Source organism: Okeania sp., from assembly GCF_035285525.1.
Lineage (GTDB): Bacteria > Cyanobacteriota > Cyanobacteriia > Cyanobacteriales > Microcoleaceae > Trichodesmium.
In genome coordinates, this window is sequence record NZ_JAYKGW010000147.1 from 13,168 (window position 1) to 29,468 (window position 16,301).

General features: G+C 34.5%; 10 protein-coding genes. 4 read left to right on the forward strand and 6 right to left on the reverse strand.

What is annotated here, in order from left to right; genetic code table 11:
- The first annotated feature begins 465 nt into the window (after window positions 1-465).
- Window positions 466-4,407: a glycosyltransferase gene (locus VKJ25_RS14000; RefSeq protein WP_324237245.1), complete on the forward strand. Its 3,942-nt coding sequence runs from the start codon at window positions 466-468 to the stop codon at window positions 4,405-4,407.
- Between the two features lie 212 nt (window positions 4,408-4,619).
- On the opposite strand, the gene VKJ25_RS14005 is transcribed toward VKJ25_RS14000, so the two are convergent.
- The gene (locus VKJ25_RS14005) at window positions 4,620-4,919 is read right to left on the reverse strand and encodes a hypothetical protein (RefSeq protein WP_324237246.1); all 300 of its coding nucleotides are present in this window, start codon (window positions 4,917-4,919) and stop codon (window positions 4,620-4,622) included.
- Window positions 4,920-5,161: 242 nt separating this feature from the next.
- On the opposite strand from VKJ25_RS14005, the gene VKJ25_RS14010 reads away from it, so the two are divergent.
- The gene (locus VKJ25_RS14010; protein ID WP_324237247.1) at window positions 5,162-7,165 is read left to right on the forward strand and encodes a DNA cytosine methyltransferase; all 2,004 of its coding nucleotides are present in this window, start codon (window positions 5,162-5,164) and stop codon (window positions 7,163-7,165) included.
- Window positions 7,158-8,480, forward strand: coding sequence for a hypothetical protein (locus VKJ25_RS14015; protein WP_324237248.1), 1,323 nt, complete (start codon window positions 7,158-7,160; stop codon window positions 8,478-8,480). The genes VKJ25_RS14010 and VKJ25_RS14015 overlap by 8 nt, the downstream gene beginning before the upstream one ends.
- A 154-nt stretch (window positions 8,481-8,634) precedes the next feature.
- On the opposite strand, the gene VKJ25_RS14020 is transcribed toward VKJ25_RS14015, so the two are convergent.
- Window positions 8,635-8,865, reverse strand: a complete 231-nt coding sequence (locus VKJ25_RS14020) for a hypothetical protein (protein ID WP_324237249.1) — start codon at window positions 8,863-8,865, stop codon at window positions 8,635-8,637.
- Between the two features lie 39 nt (window positions 8,866-8,904).
- On the opposite strand from VKJ25_RS14020, the gene VKJ25_RS14025 reads away from it, so the two are divergent.
- On the forward strand, window positions 8,905-9,027 hold the full coding sequence (locus VKJ25_RS14025; RefSeq protein WP_324237250.1) for a hypothetical protein: 123 nt from the start codon (window positions 8,905-8,907) through the stop codon (window positions 9,025-9,027).
- Between the two features lie 154 nt (window positions 9,028-9,181).
- Here the strand turns inward: VKJ25_RS14025 and VKJ25_RS14030 are convergent, their stop codons facing one another.
- The 4 genes from VKJ25_RS14030 to acnB all read right to left on the reverse strand — a co-directional run bounded on the left by VKJ25_RS14030 (window position 9,182) and on the right by acnB (window position 16,035).
- Window positions 9,182-10,132 (reverse strand): RpnC/YadD family protein, encoded by a 951-nt coding sequence (locus VKJ25_RS14030; RefSeq protein WP_324237251.1) that lies wholly within the window; start codon window positions 10,130-10,132, stop codon window positions 9,182-9,184.
- Window positions 10,133-10,180: 48 nt separating this feature from the next.
- Window positions 10,181-10,351 carry a hypothetical protein gene (locus tag VKJ25_RS14035; RefSeq protein ID WP_324237252.1) on the reverse strand — a complete coding sequence of 57 codons (171 nt, stop codon included), beginning with the start codon at window positions 10,349-10,351 and terminating at the stop codon, window positions 10,181-10,183.
- A gap of 157 nt (window positions 10,352-10,508) precedes the next feature.
- A complete protein-coding gene (locus tag VKJ25_RS14040) occupies window positions 10,509-13,205 on the reverse strand; it encodes a DEAD/DEAH box helicase (protein WP_324237253.1) in 2,697 nt (898 codons plus the stop codon).
- Between the two features lie 220 nt (window positions 13,206-13,425).
- Window positions 13,426-16,035 carry a bifunctional aconitate hydratase 2/2-methylisocitrate dehydratase gene (gene acnB, locus VKJ25_RS14045; protein WP_324237254.1) on the reverse strand — a complete coding sequence of 870 codons (2,610 nt, stop codon included), beginning with the start codon at window positions 16,033-16,035 and terminating at the stop codon, window positions 13,426-13,428.
- Window positions 16,036-16,301: the final 266 nt, after the last annotated feature.

Sequence of the window (16,301 nt, forward strand, 5' to 3'; positions counted from 1 at the left end):
GTAATTGATGGAGCTACTTTACTTTGCACTTATAGACCAGAAATAATAAATCAAGAAGTTAGTACTTATTGGGATAATATTCACAAATTGAGCACTAATAAACAAAAAAAGTAGTTGTATAGCAATCTTATTTGAGTTGTAATATTTTAGTGGCAGTTAGAATTCAGGTCTGAAAGCTGTGGGATTTTTCAAGTAGATAATCTTAAAGGTTTTCAGTGAAAATTAACTGTTATAAAAATTGGTACTTCTCTATAGTAATGGTATATAGGAAAAAAGAATACTTGGTACAGAAGAAAGATGTTCTTAAAGGCATTATTCGTCAAGCAAAATAATGAGAATCCACTACTATTACAATGCACCACAACCTAAAAATTATCACAACTAATTTAGGATTGCTATATTTTAGATAGAAAAAATCAAGTTGAAGAAAAATAAATTTGAAAATTACAAAAGGAGCTAAATTAAGTGAAATCTTTTTCATTACAATCAGGAGATTATGTATCTCCTGGAATGTTAGTTGTTTTACCAGATGAATGTTTTCCCAATATTATTATAGGCGATAAAAAATATTCGACTTGGCGTTATTCAAGAAAAGAAATTCCTCATAATCGTTATGTAGATAAAAGGTTTCCAGGAGTAGGATTTAATAATAGAGATGAAGTACATATTCTCTACAATACTGCTCTAAAATTTAAAGGAAAAAAAGCTCTAGAAATAGGTTGTTGGTTAGGATGGTCAGCTTGTCATTTAGCATTAGCAGGAGTAGAGTTAGATGTCATAGATCCACTATTAGAAAATCAGGATTTTTATGAAAGCGTTAGTAGTTGTCTAGAAGCAGCTAATGTACTAGAAACAGTTAATTTAATACCAGGATATAGTCCGCAAAAAGTAGAAGAGTTAGCAGATACATTAGACTATAAATGGTCTTTAATATTTATTGATGGTAACCATGAAGCTCCAGGACCTTTAAATGACGCGATCGCCTGTGAGAAACTGGCAACAGAGGATGCTTTAATTCTATTCCATGATTTGGCTTCCCCAGATGTATCACAAGGGTTGGATTATTTTAAGCAAAAAGGTTGGAATACAATGATTTACCAAACAGCTCAAATAATGGGAGTTGCTTGGCGAGGAAATGTGGAACCAATTAAACATCAACCAGACCCAAAAATACAATGGTCTCCTTTACCAGAGCATCTCAAAGACTATTTGGTTAGTGGTTTATCAACAGAGGAGTTGAAAAATAAAACTGTAGAAATTAAAGAAGCATTTGATAAATTTCCTCTTATTCCTTTTAAGTTGAATCTAGTTAATTTAATCTGTTTTCCAGATTGGGAACAAACAGAAGAAAACCTATTTTCTGACTTAGAAAAAATTGTTAGAGCTATCTTAAATTATTCAGATAGAAATGAAATATGTTTGTTAATAGGTATTGATAAAATTGATGAAGAAGAAGCAGATAATATATTATCTTCTGTGGTAATGAAGATATTTATGGAAGAAGATGTAGATGTCACAAAAGAGCCTCAATTATATTTATTAGCAGATTTAAGTTCCAGGCATTGGTCAGCTTTATTACCTCGGATTCAATTTAGAATAGCAATAGAAAATGAAAATGTAGGAATGGTAGAAAAAACAATAAATTTACCATCAATAACATTAGATTTATTGACAAGTATAAAGTTCAATAATTTCATTCCATCATTAAGTAAGTATAGTAATCAAATTATTCAGTTAGTAAATAGTAATCCTGGTCAATTATCTAGAGCTGAATATTCTTATATAACTGATGTAGTAGTTAATAGAAAATCTTGCAATTTCTTGGTTTTTGGAGTTGGTAAAGATAGTAAGTTTTGGATGGAAGTAAATCAAAATGGAGAAACAATATTTGTAGAAGATCATCCAGATTGGTTAAATCAGGTAAAGGCAAACTGTCCGAATATACAAGCTTATGCAGTTGAATATGGCACTAACAGAAAACAATGGCTAGATTTACTGGTGCAATATAGTCAGGGAATAGACAGTTTATTAATGAGTTTACCAGAAAAAATTCTTCAGACAAAATGGGATGTGATTTTTGTGGATGCACCTGGTGGATACTCTGATGAAGTACCGGGAAGAATGAAAAGCATATTTATGGCAGCAAAGTTAGCTTTTATTAATGGTAATACAGATGTGTTTGTCCATGATTGCGATCGCCTAGTAGAAACAATTTATAGTGGATATTTTCTACATGATAAAAATTTAATTACTAAAGTTGATAAATTGAAACATTATCAAATTATCAATCAAGACCAAAAACCCAAGATAAATTATCTGTTTCCTAGAGAAAAAAGTTATCAAACTGAAATAATTAAAGATAGTTTATTGTCGTCTCAAAATAATCTTCTCAAAACAGTTTTAACTTTGGAAGAGGTTCTTAAAGAAAACCCGGAAAATGTAACCACATTAGTAGAACTTGGTAAACTATCTCTTAAGTTAGAAGATTTACAGGTAGCAAAAAAATTATTTGCTAAAGCAATCAGTTTAGAGCGTCGCAACTGCATAGCAATTGAACTTTTAGGTAAAGTCTTGATAGATTTAAACGAGTATCAAGAAGCAACAAATATTCTAGAACATTTAGTAAAAATTCAACCTCAAAATTTATCAACATTATCCTTACTAGAAAAATGTTATCGACAAATAGGTAAACAAAAAGAAGCAACTTCAGTTATTAATTATTACCGCGACCTAGAAACAGGTAAAAATGTTGCCAGCCTCCCCACAAATTTGTCAGAAAAATTTATATCCAAGACCAAACCTAAACGCATTTTAATCATCAATAATCTCTACCCTCCACAAGAATTAGGAGGATACGGTCGTCGTATTTGTGATTTTGCTAATGTACTTGATAAACGTGGTCATACTATTCATACGCTTGCTTCCGATGCACCTTACTTGGGAGAAATTAAATCCCCAGAAACAAACGTAACTCGTGAACTATTGTTGTGCGGTACTTATGAAAAACTGCCTCCAAGGCAGTTTACAGATGAGTCGGAAGTTCAATCGGTGATTGCCCATAATGATGCACTCATCAGAAAAACAATAGAAAACTATGCTCCAGATGTTTGCTTAGTGGGAAACATAGATTTATTGAGTAACTCCATTTTCCTCCCTCTTTTAGAAAAATCTATTCCAGTCATTCATTTATTAGGGTTTGCTCAACCAGGGTATCCTGTTGACTGTACTCCCAATAGTCCTCTTTACTTCGTTGGAGCAAATAGCGAATATGGTAGACAAGGTCTCATTAAACAGAAATATCCTCTTGATGAGATAGGTGTGGTTTACCCAGGAGCTTTTATTCAGCAGTTCCAAATGTGCTGCTTCCCTAATCTAGATAAACTCCGTATTGTTTTCGCTAGCTTAGTTTTACCCTACAAAGGTCCGCAAACATTAATCGAAGCGTTAGCAATTTTGCATTATGCTGGAATAGACTTTGAATGTTCTATTGCAGGGGATGCACCAAATACAGAATTTTTAAACCATTTAAAAAATGTTGCTGAAATTCGCGGTTTTGATAGTAAAGTGCATTTTCTGGGATATTTACCCCGTCAAAAATTAATTGAACTTTTTGCCAATAATAATGTCTTAGTTTTCCCTTCTGTTTGGGAAGAACCTTTTGGGCGATCGCAAGTTGAAGCAATGGCAGCAGGTTTAACTTTGATTACCAGTGGTACTGGTGGTTCTGCTGAAATTGTAGAACCAGGGATAAGTGGGTTGACTTTTCCCCCAGGAAATGCTTTTGCTCTCGCTGAAGTGTTAATGGGTTTGACGAAAAATATTGATAAATGGCAGCAAATGTCGGTAGCGGGTCAAAAGCGTGCTGAACTGTTTGATATTAACTGTTCTATAGATTTTTTGGAAGAAAAGTTTGAGGAACTTTTGCGGATTAGAGATGGTGATCTCAAGTTTTTAGAGGAGAAGTATTTACCTTCTTTACAAGAAAAACTGCGGTTAAGGGAAATCAATTTCATGATTTTCCCAGACTGGTTGCAATCAGAAGAAACGGTGGGATTAGAATTACAAGAAGTTATCAAAAGTATGGTGACTCATCCAGATAAGAATAAGATAACTTTATTAATAGATAACAGTAATATTTCTGCGGAAGATGCAGATTTAATTTTATCTAGCGTGGTGATGAATTTGTTAATGGAAGAAGAATTAGAGATAGATGAGGCAGTAGAAATTGTTTTAGTTGGGAAATTAAGTCAAATACAATGGTTAACTTTAATACCTCAGTTGCAAGGTCGGATTAAATTAGATAATGAGAATCAGGAGGCGATCGCTCAAGTTAAAGCAGAAAATATTCCTGTAATTGAACTTGATTGTTTGCCAGAGAAAATTCATAGTTTTCCAACCCAAGAATAGAAGGTTAATAATGCAGAAAAAGTAGGCAAAGTTTACCTTTGATTAATTAGGTAATCTGAGGCAGACACAGATTTGAGTAGAGATAAACAAGGTAATCATTTTGTATACTAATTATTTTGTATATCTGTTCCAAAAATCTGTGTCGTGCCCAAATTCATACCAATTTTACCTAATTATGATAAACTTGATAAATTATTAATCAAGGTATTTTACTAATTTTCCTCAGAGGAATTATCTGGAATTAACTCCTCAAACTCTGCCATAGAATTAACCCGAATTGTTTCTAATAGGAGTTGTTTTAGGGAAGCTAAATCCTCAATATTATTCAGAGTTTTTACTAGAGTTTCTGGAACTGATAAAAATCGTACTTGGAGTAAGTCGAGAATATTTTGTCGGAAAGTTTTTTGCATACCACGGTCTTCCATTGTACTTAATAATTCCACTTTCTGTTCCTCCTCATATTGATTTATTTTAGTTTCAAGGTTTTGTTGTAATTCTGCGGGCAATGCCATTTCAGTTATCAGTTATCAGTTGATTAATTCTAATTGATTAATACATTGAAAATCTTCTACATTTCGAGTTACTAAAATCAAATTATGAACTAAAGCAGTTCCAGCAATAATAGCATCTCCTAATATCAAAAGATAAAAATCATACTTTATTAGCTCAGGATTTAGAAAGAATACTTAAATCAAGTTATCCTATTCTGCTATGTTATGGTAAAATAATATTATTTGTTTAATTAATTTATAGAATGCAACAACTATCTCTACCCCTAAATATACCAAATACTCAACTAAATACAACTTCGCAATTTCGAGAAATGCTAACAGCTTTAAATATAACAGATAGTTCTGGTTGGCCTGATAAATTTGGGATATCAATTCATAATTGGTTCACAAAAAATTCCTATTCTCCTATTAAAACTATGAGTCTATTTGCTGGTGGTGGTGGACTAGATATTGGCTTCCATGATTGCGGTTTTAAAATAGTGAAAATGGTCGAATTAGAAGCAAAATATACTAAAACTTTAGAAGTAAATTCTCAACCAGCAAAATACTTAGAAAACAGTGAACCTCTCTGCATAAATATTCAAGAATATTTTCCCTCTCCAGAATTAGAAATAGACTTTATTATTGGGGGTCCGCCATGTCAAACATTTTCAGCAGCAGGTAGAAGAGCATCTGGTGTTTCTGGAACAAACGATAGTAGAGGAACGTTATTTTCGGAATATGTTCGCATCTTAAAACAACTACAACCAAAAGGATTTTTGTTTGAAAATGTTTATGGAATTATTGGTGCGGAAAATGGCAAAGCATGGCAAAAGATTAAAATAGCATTTCAAGAAGCAGGTTATACAATTTACCATCGCATACTTGATGCAGCAGATTATGGTGTACCACAACATCGAGAGCGACTATTTATTGTGGGATTAAAAAAAGGAAATTATTTATTTCCTGCTCCAACTCATGGACCTGATTCTGTTAATCAAGAACCTTTTTATACAGCATTAGCAGCAATAAAAGATATTAATGTTTCAGAAAAAGAATTAGGAATTAAAGGTAAATATGGGCATCTTTTAAAAGATATACCACCTGGATTAAATTATAGTTTTTACACGGAGAAAATGGGTCATCCTGAGCCGATTTTTAGTTGGCGTTCTAAGTTTTCTGATTTCCTTTATAAAGCAGATCCAGAAATGCCAGTTAGAACTATTAAAGCACAAGGAGGACAATATACAGGACCTTTCAGTTGGGAAAATCGACGGTTTTCAATAGCAGAATTAAAACGACTTCAAACATTTCCTGATATTTATGAAATTATTGGTAATCGTTCGGTTTGTATAGAACAAATAGGTAATTCTGTACCACCACAATTAGGAAGGATTTTAGCATTGAGTATTTTGGAGCAAGTTATGGGAGTTAAGTTACCATTTTCTCTGCAATATTTATCTCCAACTCAACAATTAGGATTTAGACAACGAAAGCGTCAGTTGACAAAAAGATATGCAGAAAAAGCTAGGCAAGCGATCGCTAAATTATCTACTCAATCTTTAGATAAATTAAAAGCTATATCTCTACCAACAAATAGTTATGTAAATCAAAAGAATATAGAAAGGTTTTTATCTACAGATTTTGGCTGGTATAATTTGCAAAAAAATAATTCTGTAAAGATTTACATTAGTTATGATTTAGGTAAAAGTTGTTGGTTAATAGATGCAGGTATTAGTCAGTTGGAAGAGAAAAAAAGTTTATATTCTATAGATATAATACCTGTCACAAATTCTCAAGATTGGGTTTTAAATACAGAGAGAGTAAAATTAATTGCTCGTGATGATAATTTGCAAGTATTTACAGGATTATGGAAAGCTTTTGAAGAAAGGTTGAGAGAAATAACTGGTAAAGCAGATTTAGTTCAATTATCTGGATATTATCAGTATCAACCAAAGATTAAAATGACAATGAATTTTTCTATGGAGTTAAAGACTAATTCTATTTGGAAAATAGTTGAATTTATTGTTAGAGGTGTAGGAGTAAAAACTCAATTATCTGGTCAAGAATTAGCATTTTTATGGGGAGTAAATATTGAGGATATTTTTGATTATCTCCAATGTTTACGAAAAATAGGTTATGAAGTTAGGAATCACAATACAAATCCTCAAATTACTCCAGGAGAATATTTAATTCCCTACTGTTTTCCAACTTTAACACCTAAAAGTGTGCAGTTAAGAAAGAATTTAGGAGCATCTAATGAATGATTTATATTTAAGAGTCTTTAAAGATCAAAGTGAACTGGTACAGAGCAATGGCAAAAAACAGATTTTTTTAGAAGGTAAAATGAGCCATGAAGCTAGAATCAGATATCATAAAATCACCAATGAACTAGCAAATAATTACTTAGAAAAACAAATTCTTGCTTGTCGCGATCGCAATGTTATGAGTGATGGATTTCAACTTGAACAAAGTCAAATAAATACTTTGAATAAACTTGTTAATTCAGTTACCAGTGAGGTTGGTAGAGCATTAGTTGGTTTAACAATTTTACAGTTGTGTATAAAAAGTATTGAACCGAAACAAAGTATTAGACTACATAAAAGCAGCACAAATAGAAATGCTTTTTCATGGCAAGAAGGAATACCAATGCGTTCTTTAGACAAACAATATATTACTCCTATTTTGCGCAAATACGAATTATTAAAACTAAATGCAGATGGATTTATGATGACGCGCAGTTTAGCAGAAAATTATCCTTATTCACCTGTTTATAAAGCTAATATTAGAGGAGCGCGTCTGGAGTGGCTTAGTCTCGTAGAATTAATTGAAGAAAATCAAATAGACTCAAAAAATTCTCTACATTATTTAATATCGCAATTACTCAATAATGCTAGAGAATTTCAAAAATTAGCTACAGAAACTCTTGATTATGTTCAAAATTTTTTAGATTCAAGTGAAGTTATAAATCAGAAAATTATTACTAATTTGATATGGAGACATATAGAAGAATCTGATTATGCTGCACGGATTATGGAAATTGCTATACATAGTCTGATGCAGGCAATGGAAGAAAATCAACTATTTCCAGATTGTGAACTTAAGCCTTTATCGCAAATGCGGTCTGCTAATAAGAAACATGGCAATATTGGCGATATTGAAATATTAGAAAAGGGTAATATTATTGAAGCTTGGGATGCAAAATATGGTAAGGCTTATTTACGAGATGAAATTGAAGAGTTAGCTGATAAATTATTGAGTCATTCTCATGTTAAATTAGCTGGTTTTGTGACAAGTGTTAAACTCCAGCGACAATCAGAGTTAATATCTCGTTGTGAAGAACTAGAAGAAGAATTTGGAATTTCTCTGGAAATATTGACATTTATAGATTGGGTTCAAAACAAATTTAATCAAGCAATAGAAAAGGGTTTTTTGACAGAAGAAAAGTTAGCAGGTGCATGGTTAATTGCTTATGCTGAATCAATAGCACAAAAACGTCGCAATATTGCACCTATTGATGAACCTTGTCAACAATGGTTAGTTACTTTAAAAGATATTTTAGAAGATGTCATATCCATTTAGTTTTAGGTATAGCTGTTGCCAACTTTTATCCTTGTTATTTTATTATTTAGAACGAGGCAAAAACCGGGTTTATTAACTAAAATTGGTGCTTTAATAGACAACAATTAAGGAATAAACTCGGTTTCTTTGTTGGTTTGCTTAAGCTCCGATTTTTCTAATTTCCCCCAGAGGAATTATCTGGAATTAACTCCTCAAACTCTGCCATAGAATTAACCCGAATTGTTTCTAATAGGAGTTTTTTTAGGGAAGCTAAATCCTCAATATTATTCAGAGTTTCTACCAGAATTTCTGGCACTGATAAAAATCGTACTTGCAGTAGGTCGAGAATATTTTGTCGGCAAATTTTTACCATACCACGTTCTTCCATTGTACTTAATAATTCCACTTTCTGTTCCTCCTCATATTGATTGATTTTAGTTTCAATATGTTAATTGCTTATACTGAGTCCATAGCACAAAAACGTCGCAATATGGCACCTATTGATGAACCTTGTCAACAATGGTTGGTTACTTTAAAAAGTATTTTAGCAGATGTCATATCCATTTAGTTTTAGGTATACCTGTTGCCAACTTTTATCCTTGTTATTTTATTATTTAGAAGGAGACATAAACCAGGTTTATTAACTAAAATTGGTGCTTTAATAGACAACAATTAAGGAATAAACCCGGCTTCTTTGTTAGTTTGCGTAAGTTCCGATGTTACTAATTTTCCTCAGAGGAATTGTCTGAAATTAATTCCTCAAATTCTGCCATAGAATTAACCCGAATTGTTTCTATATGTAACTGTTTTAAACGAGCTAAATCTTCAATATTATTCAGAGTTTTTACCAGAGTTTCTGGCACTGATAAAAATCGTATTTGCAGTAAATCGAGAATATTTTGTCGGAAAGTTTTTTTAGATCCTTTCTCAATACCACGTTCTTCCATTATACTTAATAGTTCCACTTTCTGTTCCTCCTCATATTCATTGATTTTAGTTTCAAGATTCTGTTGTAATTCTGGAGGCAATGCCATCATTTTATCTATGAATTTAAACAAGTTAATAATCTCCAACTTGCTTAATCCCTTTTCATATAAACTTCTGACTAATTGCCATTTCCATTTTTCTCGTTCTGTTAAATCCCTGGTGGTACTCTTAGTTCTTAAGTGTGCCATTACCATTGTAGCAAAAACATTGTTACTTGCTGATAATTCCTCCCACTTATAATCTAAGAGTTTCACGATGTCAAAATTTAATTTCATGCGACTTTTTTTGAACTTATATTTATAAGAACTGGGTCGCCAAGATGGGTTCTCATCTCCAAGTATAGCTAAACTAGCTACTTTTTGATCGTATAGGTCGAATGCTCGATAATTATAGATAAACATTCGTTTGGGAAATTCTTTGTCGTATTGACTTTGAACTTCTATATGAATTAACAGCCATTTTTTTCGGTTGTTTAATAACCAAACTTGAAATAATTTGTCAGCATAACGTTTTTTTGTTTTGGCTGAGGCTGTAATTTCTTCTAGTTCTTTGTCTAGAGAAATTGGTGTTTTTTCCCAGTTAATAGACTTGTAAATTTCTGGATAGAAAAAGCTGAGGAAAGATGGCAAATATTCTCCAATTGCTGCTTTCCATGGTTCGTCATAGTTGGCGGTTATTTCTGTCATTATTTTACTGACTTTTCCAGATAAATTATCTGGAATTAACTCCTCAAATTATCCCACAGAATTAACATTATTTGCAAAAGCTTTAATTTCAGCTAGTTTTTCTAGTGCTTTTGCCATTTGTTCGTCACGAGATTTTTGATTTAACTCTGGTTTTTTTCTAAGAAAGTAACATAGACTTCCTGGGGGCGATCGCTCAATTCTGGAGTATCTTCTGTCCACTCTAAATGCTTTCCTGTTAATACAGCATTATAGGTGCGTAAAATAGTGTTTTATTGATTATTTGTTATAACTAATTCTACACATATTTTGGTAGTAGAAAGGTAGAAAAGATTATCATTAGGATATGCTTTAAATACCACAATAAACCTCCTACATTTTAATCAGAAGATAAATCGCGCAATTTACTCTGCCGTAATTTTGCCAACAAAGAGGTAGGATCAATTCCTGCATCTTGATAAGCTTGAATAGCACGTTTACGCCAATCAAGATTCTCTTCTCCTGGAAAGCTACGCCTTAATTCTCTAACTGTAGATATTGCATTAGTTGCCCACTTTTTGAAGTCTTCTAAATTCCAGTAACATACGTCTTCTGTATAAGGTTTAGCATCAGGTTCTATTTTTGCACAAGGTGTAATGAGGGCTGGAATAATATCTGCGGATTGAGATAAAGAGGTATCTTTATTTTCTCTAATCCATTTTGGGTGCGATGCTGCCTCTCTAACTTTGACAGACCCGAGGGTAGTTTCTGTATTGCCTTCTGAGTGGTCTTCAAATACTATGCACAAGTCATCTCCAGCAATCCACCAAGGGTCTGGAGCGCTATGGGTTGTGGAGTTACCTGAGTCATAACCCAATAGTTTTCCTAATCTTTCATGGCCGTCCTCAAATTTTTTACTTAGCTTGTTACGCCCCTCATCTGTCAGATTTTGCCGATCTTTTATTGGGGGATTTAGATTATCAAAAATTGCTCTTACCTCTTTATCAAATTTTGTACTATTCCTTGTACCTAATTTGATTAATCGCTGCTCTAAACCTTCTATCACTTTGCTAAGTCTTGGATCGACTTGAGGAACTTCATCTTCTAATGACAATCGAGCAAGTCGTGAAAACCATGTAACCTCTGGAGCAACTTTAGCAGCACGTTTAAAATAATCTCTTGCCTTACTTTCCATAGAGGTAATTCCATCTTTGGCTCCCATCCATGCAGCACTTCCTGCAAGATAGTACCAAAAAGCGATGTAACCTCTAAGCTCTGGATCATTTGCTTGGTTAAGCTGACTAAAAACACTTTCGCACTTAGCTAGAGCTTCTTCAAAATTGCGATGCCAAATACAATACTGATATTTTACTTCATCAGAAACAGTTTCTTTCAGCTTTTCTATTGCAGGTAGTTTAGCTTGCTCTAATCTTCCTCTATGATAAATTATGTCTTCCTCAGCTTGATTCCATTTTTCTCCATGTTCTAAAAAAATATTAAGGTTTTCAAGAAAATTCCTCTCTTTTTCTTCTTCTTTAGATTGCTCAATTGTATCTTCAATTTCCGCAAAATATGTTTCTTCTTTTTCTGCTTTAGATTGCTCAATTCCATATTCAATTTCCGCTTGTAATTCAGGATGTAAAAACTTTTGTTTGTCAGGATTAAGTAAAAGATTTCTTAACTCATCTCCTAATATAACTACTGCTGCATAATCAGTATCAGACCTTGTACAACGCCCCACTGCTTGAACCATTCTAGTTATAATCCGGTCATTGAAAATTACAGCAGCACACAAACGGGTAACTAAAAATTTTTCTTGAATATTTGTAGCTCGCTGCAAATCTTTAACTATTAGTAACCGACATTCATCTTTTGGTAGATCGATTCCATCATATCTATTTGCTAGGACAGCAACAGCTCCATCTTTGGAAATAAAATCTTGTTTAGAAGTTTCAATTTCTTTACTTTCAAATATTTGATATTTTGTCTGCTCTTCAATCTTCTCTTTTACTTTCTTTGCTTGCTCATCATCTGGAACTAAGAAAAGAGAGCGAGGAGTTGAACGGAGCATTTTCATTACTAAATTTAAGGATGATTCTTGATTAAGCGAGCTTTCAGGAAAAAAGAAAAAACGACGACCAATACCTTGCTTATCCCAACCTTCTGGTACTTTTAAACGAAAAATATTTTCTATTCCAAAAAGACGCTCTATTTCTCCCCCTTCTCCTAAAGTTGCAGACATATATAAACGTTGTTTTGCTTGTGAGAATGGTGGATGGGTTTGAGTAGGAGGTATTACAGGTCTAATTAATATAGCGTTAAAACTCAAATATATATGGCAGGCAAAAAGATGATTTCTTAGTACAGACCAAGGATACTTAATTTCATCAGAAGTATCTTGATCTAGTAGTTCTGTTAATTCTGTTCTTAATTCATATAAATCTGGTGTAGGAATTGTTTCAACCCAACTTAAATCTGATTTATCTGGATATTTAAAAAACCTTAAATAGTCTGATTCTGATATAACCTTCTTTAAAACAGATATAATATTATTGAAAAGTGAGTCATGTTCTTTTCGTTTTATTAAGACAGACCAAAATTTAGCGACATAGTTTTCGGCAGCATGAGCATCATCAAGTATGATTATATTTGCATCCTGAAAAAACGAGTTTGTGTTAAATAAACCACTATATGTAGTAACAGCTAAAGTTTCTCCACGCAGATATTCTGTCTTAATTTTAGGATCATATTCCTTTTGTTTTCCAGTAAAAGCATTTGCTTTGATTCCATACTCATTAATAGACTTTTCAACTACTTGATTAACTAATTGACGAGTAGGGCAAAGATATACTACCTTTTCTTTAAACTTTCGTCGTCGCCATTCCCCAATTAATAATCCAACTAGAGTTTTACCACTGCCAGTAGGAAGTTGCAAAGCTACATCAGATTTGTTCAAAGTTTCTTCTTTTTGATATTCTCGTAATATGTCTGCTTGATGAGAAAGAAGACCTTCTATTTTTCGATTTCTTAAGTCGCGGAAAAGTGCTTCTGGAGTTTCAGGTATTATGGTTGAATGCCTAGTCTTTTTTAGTGCCATATTTATCTGAATTTGTGGAAAAATACTACTTCATTATACTGCTTTAATTTCAAAATTGAGGGCGGGAGTTAACCCCCCCTCAATTCACTTAATTTACTGAATAATTAAGGTTTAAAGCCTCTCCTTTAAAGGAGAATAAAAAAAATTGTTTTTAGTCAATCTTCTCCTTAAAAAGAAGAGGTAATTATTAATTATTCATTATTAATTATTCATTATTGAACTACTTCCCAACACCAACTGGCATTCCCAAAATCTCCTCAATCTTGGGCATCTCCTCCAACGGAATCACTCGCCCTTCATCTTCAAAACCAGCAATCTGATCGAAATTCAAATACCGATACAAATCACCCGCAAACGGATCGACTTTCTCTTTCATAATATCCAAATACTCATCCACACTAGGTATCCGTCCTAACAGCGCACACACGGCTGCCAACTCAGCAGAACCCAAATAAACGCGAGCGCCTTTACCCATACGATTATTAAAATTCCGTGTTGAAGTCGAGAACACAGTCACACCATCTTTCACCCGCGCTTGATTTCCCATACACAAAGAACATCCAGGCATTTCTGTCCGCGCACCAGCAGCAGCAAACACGCCATACATTCCCTCTTCCCGCAACTGTTTCTCATCCATACGAGTTGGCGGACAAATCCACAAAACACCTTGCACTTTTCCAGCACCTTCCAACACTTTCGCAGCAGCACGATAGTGACCAATATTTGTCATGCAGGAACCGATAAATACTTCATCAATTTTATCTCCTGCACATTCCGACATCAATTTAATATTATCCGGATCGTTAGGTGCTGCCAGAATAGGTTCCTTGATTTCGTTCAAATCTACCTCAATAATTTCGGCATATTCTGCATCTGCATCTCCTGACATCAATTCTGGATTTGCTAACCATTGTTCCATTTTGGCAACCCGACGCATAATTGTCCGCGCATCGGAATAACCCCGCGCTACTATATTTTTTAACAAAGCAATATTTGAACGCAAATACTCAGAAACTGTCTCCGTACCCAACTTGATTGTGGAACCAGCACAGGAACGTTCCGCCGTCGCATCCGTTAACTCAAACGCTTGTTCAACCTTCAAATCTGGTAAACCTTCCATTTCCATGATGCGCCCAGAAAAGACATTTTTCTTATTCTCTAGCGCTACAGTTAACAACCCTTTTTGAATCGCCACATAAGGAATAGCATTCACAATATCTCGCAATGTCACCCCTGGTTGCAACTCACCTTTAAACCTTACCAACACAGATTCTGGCATATCCAACGGCATCAAACCCAAAGCTGCTGCAAACGCTACCAAACCAGAACCCGCAGGAAAAGAAATTCCTAGAGGAAAACGAGTATGAGAATCACCACCAGTTCCCACTGTATCTGGTAACAACATCCGGTTTAACCAAGAATGAATAATACCATCTCCCGGACGTAAAGCTACTCCACCGCGAGCAGAAAAGAAATCAGGTAACTGTTTATGAGTCTTAATATCAACTGGTTTGGGATAAGCAGCAGTGTGACAAAAACTCTGCATTACTAAATCTGCACTGAAACCAAGACAAGCCAGTTCTTTCATTTCATCTCGCGTCATCGGTCCGGTAGTATCCTGAGAACCTACCGTTGTCATCAATGGTTCGCAAGCTGTTCCCGGACGAACTCCTGGTAAACCGCACGCTTTACCCACCATTTTCTGTGCTAAAGTGAAACCTTTGCCGGTATCTGCTGGTGCTTGAGGACGAGTAAATACGGAACTGGTTTCTAATCCGAGAGCGTTGCGGGTTTTGTCAGTGAGACTACGCCCGATTAATAGAGGAATCCTTCCCCCTGCTCGTACTTCGTCGAGAATGGTTTCTGGTTTCAGAGTAAAAGTGGAAATTATTTCTCCTGCTTCATTGGTAATTTCACCTTTATAAGGATGAATAGTTATTACCATTCCTGTTTCCATTTTAGTAACATCACATTCGATGGGTAATGCACCAGAATCTTCAGCAGTGTTGAAGAAAATAGGAGCAATTTTTCCTCCTAAAATATAACCGCCAGAACGTTTATTCGGAATAAAAGGAATATCTTCCCCAATATACCACAACATAGAGTTACATGCAGATTTCCGGGATGAACCTGTACCGACAACATCTCCAACGTAGGCGACTGGATGACCTTTTTGTTTGAGTTCGGCAATAGTTTGCAATCCTTCCGGCATTTTTGATTCCAGCATTGCTAATGCGTGGAGGGGGATGTCGGGGCGAGTGGTAGCGTGGGGAGCCGGTGACAAGTCGTCGGTATTAGTTTCCCCAGGAACTTTGAAAACAGTGACGGTTATGGTTTCTGGTAGTTGGGGGCGAGTGGTGAACCATTCTGCTGCTGCCCAAGAATCTACTACTTGTTTGGCGTAGGGGTTGGTTTCTGCTAATTCTATAACGTCGTTGAAGGCGTCATAAACTAGCAGAGTTTTGCTTAATGCTTGAGCTGCTGTATTTGCCAGTTCAGAATTTTCGGATTTGAGGATGTCAATGAGGGATTGAACGTTATATCCACCCACCATTGTGCCTAAGAGTTCCACTGCGTAGTTGGGAGAAATGAGGGGACTGGTAATTTCTCCTTTAGCAATACCTGTAAGAAATCCTGCTTTGACATAAGCTGCTTCGTCTACTCCTGGTGGGACGCGATCGCGCAATAATTCGAGCAATTTTTCTTCTGTGCCGACAGGTGGACTTTTCAGGAGTTCACATAATTCTGATGTTTGTCCTGCATCTAGTGGCAGTGGTGGGATGCCTAAATCTGCCCGTTGTTGAACTTGGTTGTCATAGTTTTCTAACATTAATTTGGGTGTCCTTCTAGTTTTAGATTTTCAATTCTATAATTTTAGAGGTTTTTTTACCACTAATTATAGAAAACTGAAATAACTAAAAAAACAGTGGTTTTTAATACTTATTAAGTAATTTTTCTAATTTTCTAAAGGTGTAGGTTGGGTTGAGGCACGAAACCCAACAGATTAAGTAATTTTTCTAATTTTCTAGTAGGTTGGGTTGAGGCACGAAACCCAACAGATTAAGTAATTTTTCTAATTTTCTAGTAGGTTGGGTT

Excerpts from the sequence above, each read along its gene's own strand:
- VKJ25_RS14040 (WP_324237253.1), bottom strand. The coding sequence starts at position 13,205 with ATGGCACTAAAAAAGACTAGGCATTCAACCATAATACCTGAAACTCCA.
- VKJ25_RS14030 (WP_324237251.1), bottom strand. The coding sequence starts at position 10,132 with ATGACAGAAATAACCGCCAACTATGACGAACCATGGAAAGCAGCAATT.
- VKJ25_RS14015 (WP_324237248.1), top strand. The coding sequence starts at position 7,158 with ATGAATGATTTATATTTAAGAGTCTTTAAAGATCAAAGTGAACTGGTA.
- acnB (WP_324237254.1), bottom strand. The coding sequence starts at position 16,035 with ATGTTAGAAAACTATGACAACCAAGTTCAACAACGGGCAGATTTAGGC.
- VKJ25_RS14010 (WP_324237247.1), top strand. The coding sequence starts at position 5,162 with ATGCAACAACTATCTCTACCCCTAAATATACCAAATACTCAACTAAAT.
- VKJ25_RS14025 (WP_324237250.1), top strand. The coding sequence starts at position 8,905 with ATGTTAATTGCTTATACTGAGTCCATAGCACAAAAACGTCGCAATATG.
- VKJ25_RS14005 (WP_324237246.1), bottom strand. The coding sequence starts at position 4,919 with ATGGCATTGCCCGCAGAATTACAACAAAACCTTGAAACTAAAATAAAT.